The organism is Nocardia sp. NPDC059228 (assembly GCF_042754245.1).
GTDB lineage: Bacteria > Actinomycetota > Actinomycetes > Mycobacteriales > Mycobacteriaceae > Nocardia.
In genome coordinates this window covers 289,477-312,417 of sequence record NZ_JBHZAL010000005.1, presented here as the reverse complement: position 1 = coordinate 312,417, position 22,941 = coordinate 289,477, and the positions used below count along the sequence as shown (strand labels likewise).

Here is a 22,941-nt window from a genome sequence, read left to right as displayed (position 1 = left end):
AACGCGCTGTCCGCCGAGCCGCGAAACTGTAGTGCGTGTGGGTCATTCGCCCGGCCTCGGTCAGTTCGGCGGTATGTCAGCAGTGACCGTTGGTGTGCTGCTGTCGTCCGGGTCGGTGTAAATGGTGGCGGGAGGCCTGTTTTCGGTCGGAACCACGGTGCCGCCGGCCGATCGGGGAGTTGGTGGATCGGTCGGCGGCAACGGGTTTCGGGTTACTTCGCGAGCGTGATCGAGGGCTGGGTGATGGTTGTGAAGTACTGGACTGCGGCGGCGATGGCTACCGGGGCGGTTACGAAGAGCTGGCCGGCGATGGTGCCGACGAAGCCGACGGCGCCTGCGCCGATGAGGCAGCCGGTGCCGGCTGCGCCGAGGAGCGGGACGAACATGGCGGCGAGGACGCCTGCGGAGCCGAGGGTGACCAGGCCGGCGGCGCCGACGGCGCCGAGCAGGCAGCCGAGAGCCGCGCCGCCGAGGCCGCCGGCCAGGGTGCCGATGGTGGCGCCCATGGAGATGGTGCTGGTCATGCGGCTCCAGGCGGCCTGTTCACGCTCGTAGTCCGACTTCCAGGGCGCGCTGTTCTCGAAGGGCAGCGCGACCGGCTGGTAGACCGCGTGGGCGGTATCGAACTGCGGGGTGAGCGTGGCGACGCGGTCGTGGATGTCGGCGGCGATCGGGAAGACGAAATCGTCCACTCGGAACGACAATTCGGTGCCCGCGACCGTGGTTCCGTCGGCGGTCTCGATCTTCAGAACACCGTTGTCCACCACCAGCGACCCGGCATCCGTGCGGATGGTCAGGTCCCTCTCGCCGGCGGTGGCGGTGTAGTTGACGACACCCGCGTCGGACTGGGCGGGTGCGGCGTTCACGGTTCCGGCGGTGACCCCGAGTGCGGTCGTCACGAGGGCGGCGGACACGGCGAACTTGTTGAGCTTCATCAGGTTTCGTCTTTCGTCAGTGCGGGTCAGGGTCCGCACGGATGGCGCGGCTCTACTCTGTGCGTGAGCCGCGAAATGATGTGACCGGCCGGCGGCACGACCCGGAGGCCGTGTCGCTCAGCGGTTTTCGTGAACTAGGCGGTGGCGCGCAGGCGGGCTCCCACACCCACCAGCACGTCGATCACCAGGAAGCCCAGCAGCGGAATGCCGATCATGGGCGCGAACCAGCCGACCACCGCGGCGGCCGCGGCCAACGGCGCCAGGATGATCAGCGGGGTCTGCGCCAGCGCCCGGCGCGGGGCCTTGCCCACGGCGAGCATCGACTCCTTGGTCGGGCGGCGCCGCCACCACATGAGGTAGCCGCGCACGATCACCGTGACCAGCCCGGCCATGATGACCAGCAGCAGCAGCTGATTGGCCAGGCCGAACATCAGGCCCATGTGGAACTGGATGCCCCAGTTGGTGAGCTTGGCCATGAGCGGCCAGTCGGAGTACGGCAGCTTGTCGGTGACATTGCCGGTCGCGCCGTCCACCGCGATGGCATCGCGGGTGTACTGGCCGGGCCGGCGCAGCTCCTGCGCCACGAAGGCCATGCCGTCCTTGGCCGGAATGCTGATCTCCAAGGGCCCGGTCAGGCCGTTGGCCCGGGCGACGCCGTACACGGTGTCGACCAGTGCCGCCCTGTCGGCGGGAGGCATGGCCGCGGCCGCAGCGCCACCGTGGTGATCGTGTTCGCCGCCCGCGGACATGGCCGGACCGGTCGACCCGGGCAGCTTGGCGCTCACCGCGGGCGTGGTCCAGCTCATCGCCTGCCGCAGCTGAGTGACGTTCTCACCCGCGTACTTCGACCAGGTCATACCGGTGACCGACAGCAGCAGGAGCACCGGCAGGATCCAGACACCCACCACCGCATGCCAATTCAGTGTCCGGGCCCGCGGCCGCGACCGGTCCGGCCGCAGCAGCCAGCCGGGCGACCGCTTCTCGCGCCGCGCCCGCACCCGCCGGTACCAGAGCACCAGACCGGCCAGCGCCACCAGCCACAGCCAGGAGGCCGCGATCTCGCTGTAGTAGCGGCCGAACGCGCCCAGGTGCAGATCCTTGTGCAGCTGGTCGATCCAGGTGCGCATGGGCAGCGCGCCCGAGCTGCCGTAGACGACGCTGTCGCCCACCGGCTGCGCGGTCACCGGGTCGACGAACACCGCGCGCCGCTCGGATTCGCCCAGCGACGGATCGCTGAAGAGCACGCGCGTGGTCTCCCCGGCGTGCTGTCCCGGGGCCACCGCCACCAGCGCCAGCTTCGGCTCGGCCGCCTGCCCGGCGGCGACCTGCTCTCGCAACGGCTTGGCCGGGCCGGTCGAATCGGTGTGCAGCAGGCCGCTGGAGGTGACGGTCTCCAGCGTCGGCGAGATCGCGTACAGCGCACCGGTCACGGCCGCGATCAGGATGAACGGCGCCACGAAGACGCCGGCGTAGAAGTGCAGTCGCAGCATGAGCGCCTGAAAGGCATTGCCCGCGCCACGTTTCGGGGGCCGGCCGGACGGCGGCTCCGTCGTCCGGGTAGGGGAGGGCGGCGGTGTCGTATCGACACCGCTGTCAGTGATTGTCACCAGCGATCTTTCGGGTTCGAGGGAACACCCGGGGACACGCGGTACGGGGAGCGAACACGTCGAGGCGACGCATGTCAGGGCACACCATGACCCCCTCATGGTGCGCACGCGACTGCCACCGCGTGCGCACAGCGGTCATGGGGATGCCCGGACGCGCATGACGCCACCGCGACGGACGCGGGTGTACGGCGAAGTCACACGGACGCGAAAGTCCGTGTGCCCGGGTGTGGAAAGAAGGGAATCAGCCTCGAACGAGCGCGGGTGGTCCGCGAGTGCGGAAGACGTCGGCCGCGAAGATGCGCAGCACGACGAGATCCCGGTGCGCGATGGGCAGCAGCGGCGGCCCGGTGAGCACCGGTAGTGAAACAGGTAGCGGCAGCGCCCAGGACAGCACCGTGGTGCCGATCCGATAGGCCGCTTCCGCACCGAGGATGACGACGGCCGCCGCGCACGCTGCCACGATGTGCGCGGCCAGCATGGCCGGACTCCACATCGAGGCATTGTGGTGGTGATGGTGCATGCTGCCCGGCGAGCCCCACATCATGCTGAAGTGACCCAGGAATTGCCCGCCGATCAGCGCGACCACCAGCCCGAGCGCCGTGCTGCGCAGCGTGTGCACGCTCGCTACCACCGCGCCGACCGCGGCCGAGGCGGCGACCAGCAGCGTCAGTGGACCGGACTCCAGGGGCGCGGCCCCCGAGATCCAGCCGTGCGCGGCCACCGCGAGCGCCCCGGATACCGAACCGGCCGCCCCACCGCGCAATACCGCAGCATCGCTGCGGGAATGCGCTGTAGAGCGGCCGGATTCGATGTTCACGCGCTGATAATAGCCAGGCCTGATCTCGCCCCTATCCGTACCCTGCCGTTAACCGGCGGGGTGTGAACGGCTTTGGCTAATTCTCCGTGACTTCCATCTCGATCAGCGGCTTGCGCAGCAGCTTTCCGGTGGCATTGCGCGGCAGCTCATCAAGGAAGATCACCTCGCGCGGCACCTTGTAGCGCGCCAGGTTCTCCTTCACGTAGTCCTTGATCTCCTGCACGTCCCGCTTGGAGTCGGGCCCCGGAACCACGATGGCGCGCAGGCGCTTTCCGAAGTCGCGGTCGTCCACCCCGACCACCGCCGCCTCCAGGATGTCGTGGCGGTTGGACAGCAGGTTCTCGACCTCCTGCGGGAAGACGTTCTCGCCGCCGGAGACGATCATGTCGTCGTCGCGGCCGTCGATGAACAGCAGCCCGTCGGTGTCGAAGTGACCGACGTCGCCGGAGGACATCAGGCCGTCCACGTACTCCTTGGTGCGGCCGTCGGTGTACTGCTTGAAGGAGTGCCCGTTCTCGATGAAGATCGTGCCGGTCACGTTGGGCGCGGAGATGCGCTTGCGGTTCTCGTCGTAGAGCGCGACGCGAATGCCGACCGGCGCCTTGCCCGCGGTGGTCGGGGCCTTGCGCAGTTCCGACGGGGTGGCCACGGTCATGACCGCGCACTCGGTGGAGCCGTACACGTTGTAGAGGGTCTCGCCGAAGTAGTCGAGGGTGCGGGTGACGACGTCCGGCGGGATGGCCGAGCCGGCGGCGAAGACGACCTTCAGGGTCTCCGCCGGGTTGTACTTCGCCAGCGTCTCTTCCGGCAGGTCCAGGATGCGCTGCAGCATGGTCGGGACCACGGTCAGACCCTGTGCGCGGAACTTCTTGATATTGGCCAGCGTGCCCTCGGGATCGAAGCGGCGCTGCTGGAACACCACCCGGTTGCCCAGCGCGATCGACAGCGTGAACTGCGACAGGCCGGTGGCGTGGAAGATCGGGGCGGCCATCACCACGGTGCTGTTGCGCGGCAACGGGATTCGATCCAGGAACTGGGCCGTGATGAACGGGCTGACCCTGTCGCGCGGCGCGCCCTTGGGGGTGCCGGTGGTGCCCGAGGTCAGGATGACCATGCCGCCCGGCTTCTCCGGCGGGGCCAGCGGCGCGGTGGACTGCCCGGCCGCCACCGACTCGATGGTCGGAATCGACGGGTCGGCATTGTCCTGCTCGTCGACCCAGGTCAGGATGCGCGGAATCTCGGCCGGAATGGCCGACATCAGATCGAAGAACTCGCTGTCGTGCAGCACCGCCTTGACGTTCTCGCGGGCGGCCACATCGGCGAACTGCGGCTTGGCGAAGCCGGTGTTCATCAGTACCGCGCGCACGCCCAGCTTGCCGGCCGCGACCAGGCTGAGCACGATGCCGCGGTGGTCGCGGGCCAGTACACCGATCACATCGCCGGGGCCCAGGCCCTGGGCGGCGAGGCCGCGCGCGAAGGCATTGGACTGCTGGTCGAGCTGCTCGAAGGTCAGCTCACCACGCTCGTCGACAATGGCCGCGGACTTGGGATTGGTGTTGGCCGCATGCACGACCGCGCCCGCGAACGGACCGAACTTCAGCACATTGAGCGCCGAGCGCACCGCGTGATCAGGGCGCAACGGATTGAAGAGTCCCCCTCGGACCATGGCATTGACGCTGAGCGCCGTATCGCCGGCCTTGCGTAGAACCGTGCCAGCCGATGGAAGGGCAAGTGACATGGGTACAACCTTCCGCGATCCCCCGCCGGACGAGTCGGCCGACGGACCGCAACATCGAGATCCAGTGCGGTGCTAACCCTAGCAAGCGCAGGCAGCCGGGGTGTGGCCGAGGTCTCCGTTACTCGCGGTTACGAATAAACCGCGCAGCTCGTGGTGGGGATCCCAGGATTGCCGCCGTGTCGCGGACGCCATCGGCGCTGTGCCGCCTCTTGACTCGGCGCTGTGCCGCCTGCTGGCTCGGCGCTGTGCCGCCTACTGACTCGCGACGGGTGGCTCGTACTCCACGAGGACCCGGCGCAGCAGTTTGCCGGTGGCATTGCGCGGCAGATCGTCCAGGAAGAAGACGTCCCGCGGCACCTTGTAGCGGGCCAGATTGGCCTTCACATAGGTCTTGATCTCCTCGGGCGCGAGCTTCGCGCCGGGCTCGGGAACGATGAACGCGCGCAGGCGCTTACCGAATTCCACATCGTCCACGCCGACTACTGCCGCATCGAATACGTCGGGGCGCTCCAGCAGCAGGTTCTCGACCTCCTGCGGAAAGACGTTCTCGCCGCCGGAGACGATCATGTCGTCGTCGCGGCCGTCGATGAACAGCAGTCCGCGATCGTCGAAGTGCCCGACGTCGCCGCTGGACATGTACCCGTCGATGACCTCCTTCATCCGCCCGTCGGTGTAGCCCTTGAACGGTGAGCCCGAGCGGATGAAGACTCGGCCCGTCACGTTCTTGGCGAGGACGCGCCGCCCGTCGTCGTCGAAGAGCGCCACCTCGCAGGTGAGCGGCGCCCGCCCCGCCGTCCCCGGTGCGAGGGCCAGATCCTCGGGCCGGGCGACCGAGGCGATCGCGCATTCGGTGGAGCCGTAGAGGTTGTAGAGCACCGGCCCGAACACCTCGGCCGTGCGCACCGACAGCTCCGGCGACAGCGCCGAACCGGCCAGCACGATCCCGGTCAGCGAGGAGGTGTCGTACTGCTGGCGAATCTCCTTGTCCAGCTCGACCATTCGATGCAGCATGGTCGGCACCGCCACCAGCATGTCGGCGCGGTGCTCGGCGATCAGGCGCAGCGTCCGCTCGGCGTCGAAGCGGCGCGCCATCACCACCTTGTTACCGAAGGCGCACGCGGTCAGCCAGGTCGCGAATCCGGTGGAGTGGAAGATGGGGGAGACGATGACCATCGTGCCCTGCTGCGGAAAGTCGATGCGGTCCACCATCTGCACCGTCGAGAGTGGTCCGGTGCGTTCGCGCGGGGCGCCTTTGGGCAGGCCGGTGGTGCCCGAGGTGAGGATGATGAAGCCGCCCGGCTGCTTCGGCGCGGGCAGCGGCGTCGGCGCGTTGGCCGCGATGAGCTCGTCCAGAGTTTTTGTGCCGGACGGTGTTTCGGTGCCCTCGTCGACCCAGGTCAGTATGCGCGGAAGATCCTCGGGCAGGGCGTCGAGCAGGCCGAGGAATTCGCTGTCGTGCAATACGACTCGCACGTTCTCGCGCTCGCAGACCTGGGCGAACTGCGGTTTGGCGAATCCGGTGTTCATCAGTGCCAGCCGCGCGCCGAGTTTGCCCAGTGCCGCCATGGTCAGCACCAGGCCCCGGTGATCGCGGGCCAGCACGCCCACCACGGTTCCGGGTTTGACGCCGTTGCGCTGCAATCCGCGCGCCAGCGCGTTCGACTGCTCGTCCAGCTCCCGGTAGGTGAGCTCACCCCGCTCGTCCGCGAGGGCCGGCCGGTCCCCGAACAGGCGCGCCGCGCGCCGTACCGCGGTCGCCGGCGGCCCGAAAACCCTGGCGTCCCTGAGTAATCGGACCGTCCCCACCGGATCGGTGGGATCGCTCAACCCCAACTCCCGCAAACGCCTCAGGCCCTTGAGTGCCTCACCGGTGTGCGCCATGCGCTGCCGAGCCGAATGCAGAACCGAGGCCATACGGACCACCTCCGTTGACGAGCCGTCCACCGCCCGGACCCGACGGCGGTAGCGTCACCGTAACAGCGGCCTGTGACGGCCGTTACACAAATTCGGTCACAACAGACACACGGCAACTCTGAGCGAATGGCCCTACCGCGTTCACCTGTTGATAGCTCGCTCGTAACCTGGGTCGCCCAGGCTGCGGGTTCCCCTTCCCCGAACCGATGAGGTACCCCATGGAGATTCTCGCCGCACTCGCCAACATCGTCGCCGCCATGAGCACCGGAAGCGCGTCGCTGGCCGCGCTGTAATCCGGCGCTCATACGAACAGCCCGCCGACCGATCGGCGGGCTGTTCGCATATCCGGGCTCAGACCTCGTCGAAGCCGGTGGTCAGGCCCAGGTGGGCGGTGGCGTCCAGCTCAGCGGCGACGGTGGCCAGCTTGCCGCGGATGGCGCCGACCGCGTCCGGGCCCAGGGCCAGGCGCAGCGGGGCGTCCGCCTGACCGATCACCGCGAGGACGGCGGCCGCGGCCTTGCCGGGATCGCCCTGCTGCTGCTGGTCGGAGGCGGGCAGGCCGTCGCGGATGGCGCCCACGGTGCCGGCGTAGTCCGGGATGGCGGAACCGATGGTGAGGGCGGCGGGCTTGGCGAAACCGGTTCGGAATTCCCCGGGTTCGACGATCAGCACCTGAATGCCGAGCGGATTCACCTCGGCGGCAAGGGCTTCACTGGCCAGCTCCAGCGCGCCCTTGGCGGCGCTGTAGGCGCCCACGCCCGCGAAGGACAGGAACCCGCCCATGCTGGTCAGCTGGACGATGGCGCCCGCGTGGCGCTCGCGCATCTGGGGGAGAACCAGCTGGGTCAGCCGCAGCGGGCCGAAGAACATGACCTCCATGGCGTCCCGCAGATCGGCCTCGGTGGTCTCCTCGATCGCGCCGACGATGCCGTAGCCCGCATTGTTGACCAGGATGTCGATCCGCCCGGCCTCCTTCACCGCCCGCTCGGCGGCGGCCGGGTCGCGCACGTCCAGGGTCACCACCTGCACCCGGTCCGGGTACGCGACAACCATGTCCGCCATGGTCTCGGGGCGGCGCACCGCGGCCACCACCTCGTCCCCGGCGGCCAGCACGGCCTGGGTGAAGGCCGCGCCGAAACCGCTGTTGGCTCCGGTGATCAGCCAGCGGCGGGAGGTCTGTGCAGTCATGGGTCGCTTCCTCGATCGGTTCTTCCGGCGGGTCCGCCGGAGTGCTGTCACCGACAATGCCCGCGCGCGGCGTGCCACGGTATGGCCCAAAGGTGGAATATGGACCGGTGACCGGAGCCCTCACCGACCCCACTCGCCGTCCCCGCCCGCTCCCCGAGGGCGACCCGTTGAGTGCCGAGGACCATCGGCGGCTGATCGGCGTGCTCGAATCGGTGGATCGGGCCGGAGATCTGACCGAGTTCCGGGAGCGGCTGCTGCTGGCCCTGCGGAGCTGGTTCGGATTCACCGGAGTCGCTGTGCTGCACGGTGATTCGCTCGACGAGGCGATCCGTGAGGGCTGCGGTATCCAAGGCGGGTACACCTCCGAGTTCCTCGCCGACTACGCCACGCGCTGGATCGAAGCGGATCCCCTGCGCGGGGGGCTGGTCGCCGATCTCTTGCGGACCCGGGGCGTCATCCGGCTCAGCGAAGTTCCCGGCGCCACTCCGTTCCTGACGGACTTCCTGCGCCCCAACGGAATCAACGACAAGGCGGCCATGCTGGTGGACGGCGGTCCCGCCGGTGTGCTGTATGTCGGTATGGCAGTGGCGGACTCGCTACGGGTGTCGGAACGGGACGTTGCCGTCCTGCACTCCCTGCGGCGGCACCTCGCCCCGCTGGTCGCCGATCAGCTCACCCGGGACCGGGAACGGCGTGATACCGCCGCGAATTGGCAACTGACGCCCCGGGAATGGGAGGTCGCGGATTTGGCGGCCCGCGGACTCACCAACCGGCAGATCGGCGAGCGCCTGTTCATCGGCGTCGACACCGTGAAGAAGCACCTCAGCCGGGTGCTGGCGGAGACCGCCTGCACCAGCCGCACCCAGCTGGCCGTCCGCTTCGCGGCGGCCTGACCGTGCTCGCGGTGGCCTGATCGCGCCACCATCCGGTATCGAACCGGTCGATCCAGGTATCGGCGCCGATACCGCGCCGCAAAATCAGTTGATGAGCGACCTCTTCGATTTCTCCGGCCGGACGGTCTTCGTGGCGGGCGGTACCAGCGGCATCAATCTCGTTGTGGCTCGAGCCTTCGCGCGGGCGGGGGCCTCGGTGGCGGTGCTCTCGCGCACGCCGGACAAGGTGCGCGCAGCCGTCGACTCGCTCGGTGAATGCGGGGTCACCGCCCTGGGTTTCGTCGCGGACGTGCGTGACTACGAGGCGGTCGCCGAGGGCCTCGCCGCCACCTGCACCGAGCTCGGGGAGCTGGACGTGCTGGTCTCGGGCGCGGCCGGGAACTTCCCCGCCGCAACGGAATCCATGTCGGCGCGGGCCTTCGGGGCCGTGGTGGACATCGATCTGAAGGGCACCTTCAATGTCCTGCGCGCCGCTCGCGAGCACTTGCGCACGCCCGGGGCGTCGGTCATCACCATCTCGGCGCCGCAGTCGACCGTGCCCATGACCCTGCAGGCGCACGCCTGTGCCGCCAAAGCGGGCGTGGACATGCTCACCAAGGTCGCGGCGCTGGAATGGGCGGCGGCGGGCATCCGGGTGAATGCGGTGGTTCCCGGCCCCATCGAGGACACCGAGGGCATGGCCCGCCTGGCTCCCACTCCCGAATTGTCCGAGCTGGTGGCCAGATCCGTGCCGCTGGGCCGCTACGGCACCGCCCAGGAGATCGCCGACTGCTGCCTGTGGCTGGCGTCGCCGTACGCCACCTACGTCAACGGCGCCGTCATCCCGGTCGACGGCGGCTGGTCGCTGGGCGGCGCCTCCGAGGTCTTCACCGCCATGCGAAATCTGCTGGCGGGCTGATACTTCCCGCGCCGGCTCAGTGCCCGCCCGAGGCGATCTTCTTCGGATCGATGAACGACTGCAGCGGCGACAGATGCGTGTAGGTGTCGAACAGCGACCGCCCCAGCGTGGCATGCGCCTCCACCACCGGATTCGTAGCCCCGTAGTTGTCCGCGTCCGGCGCCTGATCGGCGAAGAACGAGAACACCACCAGCGGCGCGCCCGCCGCATCGAACATGATCCCGGTGTCGTGCCGCTTGTCGTCGGACGCACCGTGTTTGGTGGCGAAGCGCGCCCGCTCCTCCGAGGACATGTTCCGCCGGATCCCGTCGGTGTATCCCACCGCGGTCCACGTCATGATCCGCAGCACCGCTTGCGTCGACTCCCTCGACAGCAGCGTCCCCGACGCCAGCCGGAACAGCAGATCGTTGTTCTCCCGCGCCGTCGTGTTCCCCAGATAGAACCGGCTCTCACCGGGTATCGGCAGCACCCGGGTCGCCTTGAACCCCAGCCGATCCAAGATCTCGTTGATCTGATCCCCGGACACGAAACGCGACAACAGCCGCACCGCGGTGTTGTCCGACACCTGCAGCATGGTCGTCAGCAGATTCGCCACCGTCAGCTGATCCCCGAACGCCGCCTGGTTCAGATACAGCCCGCTGCCCTCGGCCACCGTGTCGGCATCCAGAGTCGTGGTGTCCGACAGCTTGATCCGCCCGGCATCCACCTCGGTCATCACCGCGGTCATCACCGCCAGCTTCTGCACGCTGGCCCCCTCGATGACGAAGTCGGCGTCCTCCTCGACGACCGGAACCGGCTGCCCCGACCCGAGATCGCTGACCAGGCAGTGCCACCGCCCCCCGGCGACCTTGGTAATGGCCCGATACTGGGCATCGAACGCCGGCCCCACCACCGGCACACCCGCCCGAGCCGTCCCCGCCCGCATCATCCCCCCAGCCGCGATAGCGCCGGCCCCCAATAGCATCCGCCTACTGAATCCACGCACCGGCGAAACCTATCCGCGTAGATCATATTTGGGCAACCAGAGCGCGAAACTCCCAGCTGGTGTCGCCGAGTCGCGTGGGCCAGCCGACGGCGTCACGGATCAGGTCATACTGTGGCCGCCGCCCGGCCGCGCCCCAGTTGACCGCCAGTTTCAGCACGTACCCAGCGGCCAGCGCTGGTCGTCCGTCGATCGGCGACTTCGAGATCGGGGATTCAGTGTGAACCGAGACCGATTCGACTACCGGTACGCCGGGCCCGAATCTGCTTGCCACCGTGCAGCGGACGCCGACCACCACAGGTGCACACACCATACGAAGCGTATGGCTGCGCCGGCGGCGTTGGATACCCTGGCTCCCGCCCCCCGACCGCGACATTGCCCGTGGCCGTGTCCGCCGCGCAAACCAGCACCGGCAGCGCCGACTCCCTCCCGGCTATCGGCAACCTGCTGAAGGCGCTCGGACTCTAACCCATCACGGACCAGGGCGTCCGGAAACAAGAAGACCGGTGCGAGCCAAGAATACGGCCCGCACCGGTTTCCGTTGTGTCTGAATTTACTTCAGCTTGTCGCTGCCCAGTCCCAGCACGCGGCGGGCGACGATGAGCTGCTGGATCTGCTGGGTGCCTTCGAAGATGTCGAGGATCTTCGAGTCGCGGGCCCACTTCTCCAGGAGGGTGCGCTGGGAGTAACCCGTGGTGCCGGCGAGTTCGACGGCCTTGAGGGTGACGTCGGTGCCCATGCGGCCGGCCTTGGCCTTGGACATGGAAGCCTCGAGGGAGTTGGGCTTCTTGTTGTCGGCCATCCACGCGGCGCGCAGCGACAGCAGGTAGGCGGCTTCCCAGTCGGCCTCCAGGCGGAGGAATTCCGCGGCGGCGGCGTGCTGGTTGTTGGCCGGCTTGTCGTAGGAGATCTCGATGCCCGCGTCGGTGAGGACGGTGCGGAGCTCCTCGAGGGCGGCGCGGCCGACGCCGACGGCCATGCCGGCGACCAGCGGGCGGGTGTTGTCGAACGTCTGCATGACGCCCGCGAAACCCTTCTCCACATTGACTTCCGGCGAGCCCAGGATGTTGTCCTTGGGGATGCGGCAGTCCTCGAGGCGGAGCTCGGCGGTGTCGGAGGCCTTGATGCCCAGCTTGTGCTCGAGGCGGGACACGGTGAGGCCCTTGGCATCCCGCGGCACCACGAACGACTTGATGGCCGCGCGGCCCAGCGACTTGTCGACGGTCGCCCACACCACGATGTGGGTGGCGCGCGAACCGGCGGTCACGAAGATCTTGGTGCCGTTGAGCACCCACTCGTCGCCGTCGAGCACCGCGGTGGTGGACACGGCCGCGGAGTCGGAACCGAAGGACGGCTCGGTGATGGCCATGGCGGCCCACACCTTGCCGAACCGCGACAGCTGCTCATCGGTGGCGACCGCCGCGATGGCGGCGTTGCCGAGACCCTGGTAGGGGATCGACAGCATGAGGCCGACATCGCCCCACGAGGTCTCCAGCGCGTTCATCAGCGCGGACATATTGCCGCCGTTGGTGTTTCCGAGCAGCTCGGTGGCGTGCGCGTCCTTGGCGGACCCGGCGCCCTCGGTCTTCTCGCCGGCCTTGCGGCCGCCGGTGGCGCCGGAGACGTCGGCCGAGCCGGAGTCGGACAGGCCCTCGACCATGGCGGCCATGGTGTCCAGCTCGACCGGGTATTCGTGCTCGGCCAGGTCGTACTTGCGCGACGCGGGACGGAAGATCTCCTGCGCGACCTGGTGGGCCTGGTTGGCGCTGGCCCGCAGCTTCTTGGGGAGTTCGAGATTGATCATGAGGTGGTCTCTCCGTTGAGAAGTCGGGTCAGATGAGGACGATGCCTTCGGCCACGCCGACGCCGCGCAGATCGCGGTACCAGCGCTCGACCGGGTGCTCCTTGGTGAAACCGTGGCCGCCGAGCAGCTGCACGCCGTCGAGCCCGATCTGCATGCCCTTGTCAGTGGCCAGCTTCTTGGCCAGCGCGGCCTCGCGGGCGAAGGACAGCCCCTGCTCCGCGCGCGACGCACCCCGCAGCGTCACGAGCCGAAGACCGTCCAGCTCGATCGCCATATTGGCGACCATGAACGCGACCGCCTGGCGGTGCGCGATCGGCTCACCGAACGCCTCACGCTCCTTCACGTACGGAATCACGTAGTCCAGCACGGCCTGACCGGTGCCGATGGCCAGCGAGGCCCAGCCCAGCCGGGCCAGCCGCACGGCGTCGGCGTACTCCTCGGCGCGCTGTGCGCCCTCCGAGTCACCCAGCAGGGCGGTGGCGGGCACGGCCACATTGTTCAGCACCAGCCGGCCCAGGCCCGCGGCGCGCATACCCATGCTCGGGTCCGCCTCGATCACCACACCGTCGGTGTCGGACTCGACGATGAAGAAGGTGGGGCGGCCGTCCAGCTCGGCGGCGACGATGAACAGCTCGGCGTCACCCGCGGCCGGGACCAGGGTCTTCACGCCGTTGAGGCGGAAACCGCTGGGGGAGCGGGTGGCCTTGGTCCGCAGCGCGAACGGATCGAACAGGGCCTGCGGCTCGGCGACGACGACCGAGGCCTGCGGCACGTTCTCACCCGTGAAGGCGCCCAGGTAGGTCTGCTGCTGCGCGTCGGTACCCCACTGCGACAGCGCGATCGCGACACCGCTCGGCGCCAGGATCGGCAACGCCAGGCCCATGTCGCCGTACGAAAGCGCCTCGGCCACCAGCGAATTGGTGACCGCGCCCCGCTCGGACGCCGCGCCCTCGAGCTCCTCGGGCACGTTGATCAGGGTGATGCCCAGCTCGGCGGCGCGCTCGAGCAGGTCGCGCGGGGCCTTGGCGGAATTGTCGGCCTCGTACGCGGCCGGGCGCAGGATCTCGCCGGCGAAGTCGCGCACCGTCTCGACGATCATCTGCTGCTCGTCGGTCGGGGTGAGGTCGAAGTAGTCCTTCTTGCGAGACTCGTTGGCGGGCAGCCGCTTCGGAGCGCCACCGCCCGCGACCTTCTCGAACACCCGGGTCGCCGCGCCCAGGGTGCGGAACCCGGTCTTGGTGCCCTCGTAGGTGATTCGTTCGATCGGCTTGCGCAGCTTGTACTTCTCCGCCAGCTCCGATCCCGTGATGGTCGTCATGACCCGCATCGCCGCGCCCATCCAGTCGCGTTTGACCGGGTTGAGGCCAACGGCGGAGGTATCCCGCTTCGTTGCGGTGTCTCGAGTGCTCATAATCACCAGTTTTCTATCGAGGAGGTGGGTGATCCTGCCCAGCAATCTTACTCCTGAGTAAGACTATCTTACTTCAGAGTAAGAACTGGCGTCGAGGATTGTCGAATCGGCAGGTCAGGGCAGTCGTTCGAACTTACCGACCGGTATCGCTCGGATCTAGTGAAACAAATACGCTTCAGACACTCCCCGGGGTGGGCTAGGGTGTCGGCGCATAACTCGCTCCTGATGGAGGTTTCATACATATGAAGATCGCGCTCGGAACGGCGGGCATGATTGCCGCCGGTCTCTTCCTCGCCGCCCCCATGGCCAACGCTGAACCGTTGCAGCTGCAGCCCATCGACGTGGGCATCACCGGCTCCGGGGTCGGTCTCGGCACCGGATCTGGCGCCGGTGGCTGCCTGAACGGTGTCGGCACCGAACTCGGACTCGGCTCGGTCGGCGTCGGCTCGGCCGTCCCCGGTGGCCCGTTCCTCGACTTCGGCTCGGTCTGCGTCCCGCTCGGCTGAGAAACGACCGCGTAGCGACGCTGAGGTAGCAGAGCGTCGCAACGCGCCCGGCGGCGGGACCGCAGCCCGCGCCGGGGTACTCCCGCAGCACCGGTGGCCCGGCCGCCCCCGGAGATGCGACGATGCGGGGGATGGAACAGCGGCCGGTCACTGCTAGAGGTGGCGAAATCTACTGGATAGCGGGGGTTTTCGCGGTCGTGATGACCGCCCTCTCCGGCCGGTACGGGTACCACCGCGATGAGCTCTACTTTCTGGCCGCGGGACGGCGATTGGACTGGGGCTATCCCGATCAGCCGCCGCTGGTGCCACTACTGGCCCGCGCGATGTCGGCCATCGATCCGAATTCCATACTGCTGCTGCGTCTTCCGGCGACGCTGGCGGCTACCGCCGTGGTGATCTGCGCCGGACTCGCCGCCCATGAAATCGGCGGCGGCCGGGTGGCGCAGGCGGTCGCGGCCGGGACCATGGCGTCGGCGGCCGTGGTGGCCGGTGCCGGGCACACCCTCAGTACCGCGGACATCGATCTCGCGGTGTGGTCGGTACTGATGCTGCTGGTCCTGTGTCTGCTGCGGTCGGATGCCGATCCACGATGGTGGCTCGCGATCGGCGCGCTGGCCGGAATCGGGGTGCAGACCAAGGCCCTGATCGTGGTTCCCCTTGCCGCGCTGGCCTTCTCACTGCTCCTGGTCGGACCGCGAGAAGTGTTCGCCACCAGGTATTTCCCGCTCGCCCTCGGTATCGCGGCGGTGATCAGCGCGCCCTACGTGGTGTGGCAGGCGCGCAACGGCTGGCCGCAGTGGGCGCTGAGCCGGGCCATCGCGGGCGGATCCTCCGGCAGCTCGAATTCGCGAATCGGGTTCGTGCTCCTGCAATTCGGGCTGATCGGCGTGCTGCTGGTGCCCCTGTGGGCGTTCGGCCTGTGGTGGCTGTGGCGGCGCTACCGGGCCTTCGCCGTCGCCTACGCGATGCTGTTCGTCGGCTACCTGGTCATGGTCGGCAAGGCGTACTACCTCGGCGGGATGTATCCGCTGCTGGTGGCCGCGGGCGCCGTCGGACTGGAGCCGCGGCTGAGCGGGCATCGAATACGGCTTGCCGCACTGACTTTCGTCATCGCGCTGAATGCGGTGTTCTCGGCGGTGGTCTTCCTGCCCGTGCCCCCGATGTCCGCCCTCCGGGACCCGTCGGCTCTGCTCGCGATCAACAAGGAGGCGGGGGAGACCGTCGGCTGGCCGCAGTTCACCGCGCAGATCGCCGATGTCCGAGCACATTCCGCGCCCGACGCCGACCTCCTCACCGCCAACTATGGTGAGGCCGCCGCCCTCGAACACTTCGGCGGCCGCTACAACCTGCCGACCCCGCACAGCGTGCGCAACGCGTACTGGTGGTGGGGCCCGCCGCCGGGCGCGCACGAGGCGCTCGTCCTCGGCATGCCCGCCGACCGGGTGAGCCGCTTCTGCGTGGATCCGGAACCATTGGGGCGCTCGGACAATGGCCTGAACATCCGTAATCTCGAGCAGGGGCGCGCGATCATTCTGTGCCGCACACCCCGCCGCCCCTGGTCCGAGATGTGGCCCGCCATGCGGCAACTCGGCTGAGGCTCGGACCCCCGGCCCGGATCAGGCCTGCAGGGCCGCCAGCACCTGGTCCTGCAGATGCGAATTGGTCGCCACCGCGCTCCCGCCGTGCGGCCCCGGCTTGCCGTCCAGCGCCGTGAAGGTGCCGCCCGCCTCACGAATGAGAATGTCCAGCGCCGCCATATCCCACAGCGACAGTTCGGGTTCGGTGACGATGTCGACCGCGCCCTCGGCCAGCAGTGTGTATCCGAAGAAGTCGCCGTACCCGCGCACCCGCCACACCTCGTCGGTGAGCGCGATGAGCTTGGCCCGGCGTCCGATGGCCCGCCAGCCGGACAGGCTGGAGATCGCGAGGCTGGCCGCACCCAGCTCGGCGATCGCCGACACCGAGATGGCCCGGGGCTCACCCTGCTCGAAACTGCTCCACGCGCCGTGACCGGTCGCCGCCCACCAGCGTCGCGCCAGCGCCGGCGCGCTGACCACACCCACCACCGGCACGCCGTCCTCGAGCAGCGAGATGAGCGAGGCCCACACCGGCACCCCGCGCACGAAGTTCTTGGTCCCGTCGATCGGGTCGATGACCCACTGCCGGCCGCTGAATTCGACGTCCCCGCCGAACTCCTCGCCGAGCACCAGGTCCCCCGGCCGCTCGACGGCGAGGATCTCCCGCAGCGTCCGCTCGACCGCCAGATCCGCATCCGACACCGGCGTCAGATCCGGCTTGGAATCGATCTTCAAATCGAGCGCCCCGAACCGCTCACGGGTGATCCCATCGGCCGCGTCGGCCAGCTTCAGTGCGAGTTCCAGGTCAGCGGAATATCCGGTCACGCCCCAGCACGTTAGTCCTCCCCCGTTAACAGGTGGTGTCCCACGTCCCCAACACCGAGTGGCACACCAGTGAGGTGAATTGCCCGTTTTCGTGCTCGCCGGCGTGCCACTCGCCGATCACGCGGGGACGGCGGCGGTGCGGGCAGCGGTGAGGGCGGTTGCCCACCAGTGGAGTTGCGCGAGGAGGTGGTTGGCGGAGTCGTCGAACTCGGTGGGGTTCGGGAGGGTGCCGTCGGGGGCGAAGTGCAGGAAGTAGCGGGGGAAGGTGACGGTGGAGCGGACGGTGTGGGCGTTGAGTTCGTTGAATACCGTGCGTAGGGACTCGATGGCCAGCAGGCCGCCGGTGCTGCCGCCGTAGCCGACGAATCCGACCGTCTTGCGATCCCACTGCGTGAAGTGCCAATCGATCGCGGTCTTCAGCGAGGCCGGGAAGCTGCGGTTGATGTCGGGCGTGACGACCACGAAGGCGTCGGCGTCGGCCAGTCGCTCGGCCAGCTCGGCGGTATTGCCGGGGCGCACCGGGTTCGGGTCCATGAGCGGCGAGACGGCGGGCAGGGCGTGCGGCAGCGGGTAGTCGGCCAGGTCGATGACATCCACCTCGAACCCGCCGTGGGCGCGGGCTCGCTCGGTGAACCAGTTCGCCACCACCGGTCCGAAGCGGCCCTCGCGGACGCTGCCGATGATCACCGCGAGGCGCAGGGGAGTGCTGGTCATTGTGTGTCTCCTTCGAGATTCGCCGCGGCCGGTCGGCCGCTCGAGATCAACTCTGCGAGCTCGGCCGGGCGCTAGGGAGACCACGCTGAGGGTGGTAGTGGCAGGGACACGATAAGAGCCGCGCCCGTTGCTAGCGTCGAATACGTGAGTGAGAACGAGCTGGGCCTGTTCCTGCGGCTACGCCGGGAGGCGGTCACGCCCGCCGAAGTGGGCCTGCCGACGGGTCCGCGCCGCCGCACGCCCGGCCTGCGCCGCGCCGAATTGGCCACACTCGCAGGAGTTTCCGTCGAGTACCTGACCCGGCTGGAGCAGGGCCGCGACCGGCACCCGTCCGCGCCCGTGCTGATCGCGCTGGCCGACGCGCTGCGATTGACCCCGGCGCAACGGGTGCACCTGCTCAATTTCGCCAAGGCCGGGGATCCGAACTTCAACTGCCGCGGCGGTTCCGGGCCCAACCGCCGCATCCGTCCGGCCGTGCAGGCCATGCTGGATCAACTCGAACCCGCACCCGCGGCCATCATGAACCGGCTCAGCGAGATCCTCGCGGTGACCGACGGCTACCGTGCCCTGTTCGGCCCGATCGGCCTGCTCGACGGCGGTCTGCCCGGCAGCTACGCCCGCTACGTCCTGTCCGACCCGCGCGCCCGCGACGCCTACCCGGACTGGGAACACAAGGCCGACAAGGTGGTCGCCACCCTCAAACAGGGCCCCGGCCGCGCCGATCCCCACGTCGATGCCCTCATGGATGAACTGGCCGCCACCGTCGGCCCCGAATTCACCCGCCGCCTCGACACCCTCCCCGGCCTTCCCGACACCAATGGCGTCGGCCGCCTCACCCACCCCGAGGCGGGTCCCCTGCGCCTGGCCTACGAAACCCTGAACCTCTCCGCCGACGACGACCAATTCCTCATGGTCTACCTCCCGGCCGACGACGCCACCGCCACGGCCCTGGACCGCCTCGTCGGCCGCCGCCCGGGCGGACTGCGCGCCGTCGCCGGGTGAATGTCGCGATAGCGCCTGGTGGCGGTCCTTGTCCCGTTCGAGAGATGACAACTGATTTCGTAGCGATCGGGGTAACTCCCCGGGTACGTCCAAAATCGGTTCGGCTCCCAATGTCGGTACGGGTGCATAAGTGATTGCGGCACTCAGCCGTCCGCTGAAGGCTCGGGGAGGCGGGGGAGCGGAGGCGGGGTAGCCTTGAACATCGTGCATCCTGACGTCTCCGCTGATCTGGCCGAACTCGACACGACTCTGAAGACCATCGAGTCGGTGCTCGACATCGACGAGCTGGCTCGCCGCATCGACGAGCTGGAGCAGCAGGCGGCCGACCCGGAGCTGTGGAACAACCAGGAACACGCGCAGAGCGTGACCAGTCAGCTCTCCCACGCGCAGAGTGAAATGCGCCGGGTGCGCGACCTTCGCCAGCGGCTCGATGATCTGCCCGTGCTCTACGAGCTCGCCGAGGCGGAAGAGGGTGCGGATCGCACGGCCGCGCTCGCCGACGCCGATTCGGAGCGGGCCAGCCTGCACGCCGATGTCGAGGCCATGGAGGTCCGGACCCTGCTCTCGGGCGAATACGACAAGCGTGAGGCGCTGGTCAACATCCGCTCCGGCGCGGGCGGCGTCGACGCCGCGGACTGGGCGCAGATGCTCATGCGCATGTACGTGCGGTGGGCCGAGGGCCACAAGTACGCGGTCGAGATCTACGACACCTCGTACGCGGAGGAGGCGGGCATCAAGTCGGCGACCTTCGCGGTCAAGACGCCCTACGCGTACGGCACGCTCTCGGTGGAAATGGGCACGCACCGCCTGGTCCGCATCAGCCCGTTCGACAACCAGGGCCGCCGCCAGACCTCCTTCGCCGAGGTCGAGGTGCTGCCGGTGGTCGAGACCACCGACCACATCGAGATTCCCGAGAACGAGGTCCGGGTCGACGTCTACCGTTCGTCCGGCCCCGGTGGCCAGTCGGTCAACACCACCGACTCCGCGGTCCGCCTCACCCACATCCCGACCGGCATCGTCGTCACCTGTCAGAACGAGAAATCGCAGCTGCAGAACAAGATTTCGGCCATGCGCGTGCTGCAGGCCAAGCTGCTCGAACGCAAGCGCCAGGAAGAACGCGCCCAGATGGACGCGCTCAAGACCAACGAGGGCGCGTCCTGGGGCAACCAGATGCGCTCCTACGTGCTGCACCCGTACCAGATGGTCAAGGATCTCCGCACCGGTTACGAGGTCAACAACCCCTCCGCCGTGCTCGACGGCGACATCGATGCTTTCATCGAGTCCGGCATCCGCTGGAGGATGCGAGAAGGCCAGAACCAGTGAGCTGTTTCCGAAGTTGCGTCATTCGCTGGCGCATGCGGGAGCAGGCGACCCAGGGGTAGGGCATGAGTTCGATTCTCGCCGCGGGCACCGGAGCCGATTTCGCGAACTGGCTGCGGTCCAGCGGTCTCGAGATCGTGCTGCTGGTCGTCGGCGCCATGTTGTTCAGTCGCGCCGCGACCTTCGTGCGCGACCGCATCACTCGCAAGATCGACGCCGGCTTCCGCAGCAGCGATTCGCTGGTGCGGTCCGAGGCGGCCAAGCATCGGCATGCGCTGGCGCAGGTCATCACCTGGGTGGTGCTGTCCATCGTCTACTTCCTGGTGTCGCTGGAAGTCTTGCGGCGCTTGGGTTTCGAGCTCGGCGGACTGGTCGCCCCGGCCGCGGTGCTCGGCGCCGCCCTGGGTTTCGGGGCGCAGCGGATCGTGCAGGACCTGCTCGCCGGATTCTTCCTGATCACCGAAAGGCAGTACGGCTTCGGCGATGTCGTGCGCATCGCGGTCACTGGCAATTCGACCGAGGCCGAGGGTACGGTCGAGGACGTCACGCTGCGCATCACGACGCTGCGTAGTGCCGACGGCGAAGTGATAACCGTCCCGAACGGTCAGATCGTGAAAGTGACCAACCTGTCGAAGGATTGGGCGCGCGCCGCCATCGACGTGCCCGTTCCCGCCACCGCCGACATCAACAAGGTCAACGAGATCCTGCGTGAGGTGGGGGCCAAGGCCTTCGCCGATCGCAAGCTCAAAGCACTGCTGCTGGACGAGCCGACCGTCATGGGTGTCGAAGATCTCACCGTCAACCAGATGAACATCAAGATGGTGGCCCGGACGCTGCCGGGCAAACAGTTCGAAGTCGGGCGCGAGATGCGGGTGCGGGTGGCCGCCGCGTTGCGCCGGGAGGGTCTCAGTGTCGGTGCTGATTAAGAGAATGCGTAAGTCCACGGCGATCCTGATGGCCGTGTGGGTAGGAACATTCGTGCTGTATGTCTTCGTCAAGCCCACCCAACACGAGACCAACAGCACCCCGCCGATCGTGAACACCATGCTCAGCAACTATCTGCCAAACACTTCCGAGCACACGGGCCGCTGAGCCCGAGTCCGCGCGGTGTAGTCGGCCGCGGCGGCGTGCTGGCTACACTGGCTCCCCGTGATAACCCTGCGCAACGTCACCAAGTCGTATCAGACCTCGACGCGGCCGGCGCTGGACAATATCTCCGTCGATATCGAAAAAGGCGAGTTCGTCTTCGTTATCGGGCCCTCGGGCTCCGGAAAGTCCACGTTCATGCGGCTGCTGCTCAAGGACGAGAAGCCGACCACCGGTGAGGTGTGGGTCGCCGACTTCCGGGTCGACAGGCTGCCCGGACGCAAGGTTCCCAAACTGCGCCAGCGCATCGGCTGCGTGTTCCAGGATTTCCGGCTGCTGCAGCAGAAGACCGTGGAACAGAACGTGGCCTTCGCGCTGGAAGTGATTGGCAAATCACGAGCATTCATCAATCGCTCGGTGCCCGAGGCGCTCGACATGGTCGGCCTCGCCGGCAAGGCCGACCGGCTGCCGGGTGAGCTCTCCGGCGGTGAACAGCAACGGGTGGCGCTCGCTCGCGCCTTCGTGAACCGGCCGCTGGTACTGCTGGCCGACGAACCGACCGGCAACCTCGACCCGGAGACCAGCCAGGACATCATGACGCTGCTCGAACGCATCAACCGGACCGGAACCACGGTCGTCATGGCCACCCACGACAACACCATCGTCGACGCCATGCGCCGGCGCGTGGTCGAACTCGACCGCGGGCGCATCGTGCGCGACGACGAGATGGGCGTGTACGGGGTGGGCCGATAATGCGCGCGGGATTCCTGTTCAGCGAGGTCTTCACCGGCCTGCGCCGCAATGTCACCATGACCATCGCCATGATCCTCACCACCGCGGTGTCGCTGACCATGCTGGGCGGCGGTCTGCTGGCGGTTCGCATGGCGGACAAGATCCAGGACTACTACGTCCAGCGCGTCGAGATCCGGTTGTATCTCGACGATCAGGTCTCCAAGACCGATCCGGACTGCACCGGGCAGCCGTGCGCCTCGCTCATGGCGGATCTGAAGAAGCACGACTATGTGGCGAACGTGCAGTTCGTCAACAGCCAGGACGCGGTGAAGGAGGTCAGGGAGACCACCTTCAAGGATCAGCCCGGGCTCGCCGACGAGGTGAGCAAGGACGGGCTGCCCTCCTCGTTCCGGGTGAAGCTCGACGATGTCACCAAATACCGGTCCATCTATGACGATTTCTCCAAGCGGCCCGGCGTCATGACCGTGCTCAATGACATGGACATCGTGGATCGGCTGGTCAGCTTCTTCGTCGGATTGCGTAATGCGGCCTTCGGTTTGGCGGCGCTGCAGGCGCTGGCCGCCCTGCTGTTGATCGCCAATATGGTTCAGGTCGCGGCACTGGCCCGCAAGACCGAGGTCGGCATCATGCGGCTGGTCGGCGCCACGCGGTGGTACACGCAGCTGCCCTTCCTGCTGGAGGCGGTGCTGGCCGCGCTGGTGGGATCGGTGCTGGCGGTGGGCGGTCTGTTCGTCGCGCAACCGCTGGTGATCAACCGGGCGCTGGGGTCGCTGTTCAACGACCAGGTGCTGCCGCGGATCACGGGCGACGACATCGCGGCCGTTGCGATGATCGTCACACCGATCGGTATCGGATTCGCCGCTCTCACGGCATATGCCGCGCTTCGATACTACGTCCGCGAATAGAGGCCACGCTCCACCCCCAAAGCCTTCTCGACTCGCACAGGGTGCGAAGTCCGGGCCATTGGCCAC

Annotated in this window: 21 protein-coding genes; 10 read left to right on the top strand and 11 right to left on the bottom strand. The window is 68.1% G+C overall.

What is annotated here, in order from left to right; translation table 11 throughout:
- Window positions 1-212: 212 nt before the first annotated feature.
- The 6 genes from ACFXKA_RS11740 to ACFXKA_RS11715 form a co-directional block, all read right to left on the bottom strand.
- Window positions 213-935 (bottom strand): hypothetical protein, encoded by a 723-nt coding sequence (locus ACFXKA_RS11740; protein ID WP_379427141.1) that lies wholly within the window; start codon window positions 933-935, stop codon window positions 213-215.
- A gap of 134 nt (window positions 936-1,069) precedes the next feature.
- The gene (locus ACFXKA_RS11735) at window positions 1,070-2,542 is read right to left on the bottom strand and encodes a PepSY-associated TM helix domain-containing protein (RefSeq protein WP_379427140.1); all 1,473 of its coding nucleotides are present in this window, start codon (window positions 2,540-2,542) and stop codon (window positions 1,070-1,072) included.
- A gap of 241 nt (window positions 2,543-2,783) precedes the next feature.
- Complete coding sequence (locus ACFXKA_RS11730; RefSeq protein ID WP_354840515.1) at window positions 2,784-3,359, bottom strand: hypothetical protein; 576 nt, start codon at window positions 3,357-3,359, stop codon at window positions 2,784-2,786.
- A gap of 76 nt (window positions 3,360-3,435) precedes the next feature.
- Window positions 3,436-5,097 (bottom strand): acyl-CoA synthetase, encoded by a 1,662-nt coding sequence (locus tag ACFXKA_RS11725; RefSeq protein WP_379427139.1) that lies wholly within the window; start codon window positions 5,095-5,097, stop codon window positions 3,436-3,438.
- Window positions 5,098-5,349: 252 nt separating this feature from the next.
- Window positions 5,350-7,011: an acyl-CoA synthetase gene (locus tag ACFXKA_RS11720; RefSeq protein ID WP_379427138.1), complete on the bottom strand. Its 1,662-nt coding sequence runs from the start codon at window positions 7,009-7,011 to the stop codon at window positions 5,350-5,352.
- 351 nt (window positions 7,012-7,362) lie between these two features.
- Window positions 7,363-8,199 carry an SDR family NAD(P)-dependent oxidoreductase gene (locus tag ACFXKA_RS11715; protein ID WP_354840523.1) on the bottom strand — a complete coding sequence of 279 codons (837 nt, stop codon included), beginning with the start codon at window positions 8,197-8,199 and terminating at the stop codon, window positions 7,363-7,365.
- Between the two features lie 107 nt (window positions 8,200-8,306).
- On the opposite strand from ACFXKA_RS11715, the gene ACFXKA_RS11710 reads away from it, so the two are divergent.
- Together ACFXKA_RS11710 and ACFXKA_RS11705 are read left to right on the top strand one after the other, a co-directional pair.
- Complete coding sequence (locus ACFXKA_RS11710; protein ID WP_379427137.1) at window positions 8,307-9,092, top strand: LuxR C-terminal-related transcriptional regulator; 786 nt, start codon at window positions 8,307-8,309, stop codon at window positions 9,090-9,092.
- 91 nt (window positions 9,093-9,183) lie between these two features.
- Window positions 9,184-9,990, top strand: a complete 807-nt coding sequence (locus ACFXKA_RS11705) for an SDR family oxidoreductase (RefSeq protein ID WP_354840529.1) — start codon at window positions 9,184-9,186, stop codon at window positions 9,988-9,990.
- Window positions 9,991-10,006: 16 nt separating this feature from the next.
- Here ACFXKA_RS11705 and ACFXKA_RS11700 read toward each other — a convergent pair whose 3' ends face one another.
- From ACFXKA_RS11700 to ACFXKA_RS11690, 3 genes are all read right to left on the bottom strand, one after another.
- The gene (locus tag ACFXKA_RS11700) at window positions 10,007-10,882 is read right to left on the bottom strand and encodes a serine hydrolase (RefSeq protein WP_379427136.1); all 876 of its coding nucleotides are present in this window, start codon (window positions 10,880-10,882) and stop codon (window positions 10,007-10,009) included.
- A gap of 643 nt (window positions 10,883-11,525) precedes the next feature.
- Window positions 11,526-12,776, bottom strand: a complete 1,251-nt coding sequence (locus ACFXKA_RS11695) for an acyl-CoA dehydrogenase family protein (protein WP_354840533.1) — start codon at window positions 12,774-12,776, stop codon at window positions 11,526-11,528.
- 28 nt (window positions 12,777-12,804) lie between these two features.
- Window positions 12,805-14,193 (bottom strand): acyl-CoA dehydrogenase family protein, encoded by a 1,389-nt coding sequence (locus ACFXKA_RS11690; RefSeq protein WP_379379276.1) that lies wholly within the window; start codon window positions 14,191-14,193, stop codon window positions 12,805-12,807.
- A 236-nt stretch (window positions 14,194-14,429) separates the two neighbouring features.
- On the opposite strand from ACFXKA_RS11690, the gene ACFXKA_RS11685 reads away from it, so the two are divergent.
- On the top strand, window positions 14,430-14,693 hold the full coding sequence (locus ACFXKA_RS11685) for a hypothetical protein (RefSeq protein WP_379427135.1): 264 nt from the start codon (window positions 14,430-14,432) through the stop codon (window positions 14,691-14,693).
- A 200-nt stretch (window positions 14,694-14,893) separates the two neighbouring features.
- Complete coding sequence (locus ACFXKA_RS11680) at window positions 14,894-16,288, top strand: ArnT family glycosyltransferase (RefSeq protein ID WP_379427134.1); 1,395 nt, start codon at window positions 14,894-14,896, stop codon at window positions 16,286-16,288.
- 21 nt (window positions 16,289-16,309) lie between these two features.
- Here the strand turns inward: ACFXKA_RS11680 and hisN are convergent, their stop codons facing one another.
- Window positions 16,310-17,095: a histidinol-phosphatase gene (gene hisN / locus ACFXKA_RS11675; protein ID WP_354840545.1), complete on the bottom strand. Its 786-nt coding sequence runs from the start codon at window positions 17,093-17,095 to the stop codon at window positions 16,310-16,312.
- Between the two features lie 117 nt (window positions 17,096-17,212).
- A complete protein-coding gene (locus ACFXKA_RS11670) occupies window positions 17,213-17,809 on the bottom strand; it encodes an NAD(P)H-dependent oxidoreductase (protein ID WP_354840548.1) in 597 nt (198 codons plus the stop codon).
- A 144-nt stretch (window positions 17,810-17,953) separates the two neighbouring features.
- Here ACFXKA_RS11670 and ACFXKA_RS11665 point away from each other — a divergent pair, with 144 nt between their 5' ends.
- The 6 genes from ACFXKA_RS11665 (at window position 17,954) to ftsX (ending at window position 22,875) form a co-directional block, all read left to right on the top strand.
- Complete coding sequence (locus ACFXKA_RS11665) at window positions 17,954-18,811, top strand: helix-turn-helix transcriptional regulator (protein WP_354840551.1); 858 nt, start codon at window positions 17,954-17,956, stop codon at window positions 18,809-18,811.
- A gap of 204 nt (window positions 18,812-19,015) precedes the next feature.
- On the top strand, window positions 19,016-20,134 hold the full coding sequence (gene prfB, locus ACFXKA_RS11660; RefSeq protein WP_354840554.1) for a peptide chain release factor 2: 1,119 nt from the start codon (window positions 19,016-19,018) through the stop codon (window positions 20,132-20,134).
- Between the two features lie 62 nt (window positions 20,135-20,196).
- Window positions 20,197-21,057, top strand: a complete 861-nt coding sequence (locus tag ACFXKA_RS11655) for a mechanosensitive ion channel family protein (protein ID WP_379427133.1) — start codon at window positions 20,197-20,199, stop codon at window positions 21,055-21,057.
- A gap of 4 nt (window positions 21,058-21,061) precedes the next feature.
- The gene (locus ACFXKA_RS11650) at window positions 21,062-21,223 is read left to right on the top strand and encodes a hypothetical protein (RefSeq protein WP_354840560.1); all 162 of its coding nucleotides are present in this window, start codon (window positions 21,062-21,064) and stop codon (window positions 21,221-21,223) included.
- Window positions 21,224-21,280: 57 nt separating this feature from the next.
- Entirely contained in the window at window positions 21,281-21,970 is a 690-nt protein-coding gene (ftsE, locus tag ACFXKA_RS11645; protein WP_354840562.1) for a cell division ATP-binding protein FtsE, read from the top strand.
- On the top strand, window positions 21,970-22,875 hold the full coding sequence (ftsX, locus tag ACFXKA_RS11640; protein ID WP_354840564.1) for a permease-like cell division protein FtsX: 906 nt from the start codon (window positions 21,970-21,972) through the stop codon (window positions 22,873-22,875). Before ftsE ends, ftsX begins: the two co-directional genes overlap by 1 nt.
- Window positions 22,876-22,941: the final 66 nt, after the last annotated feature.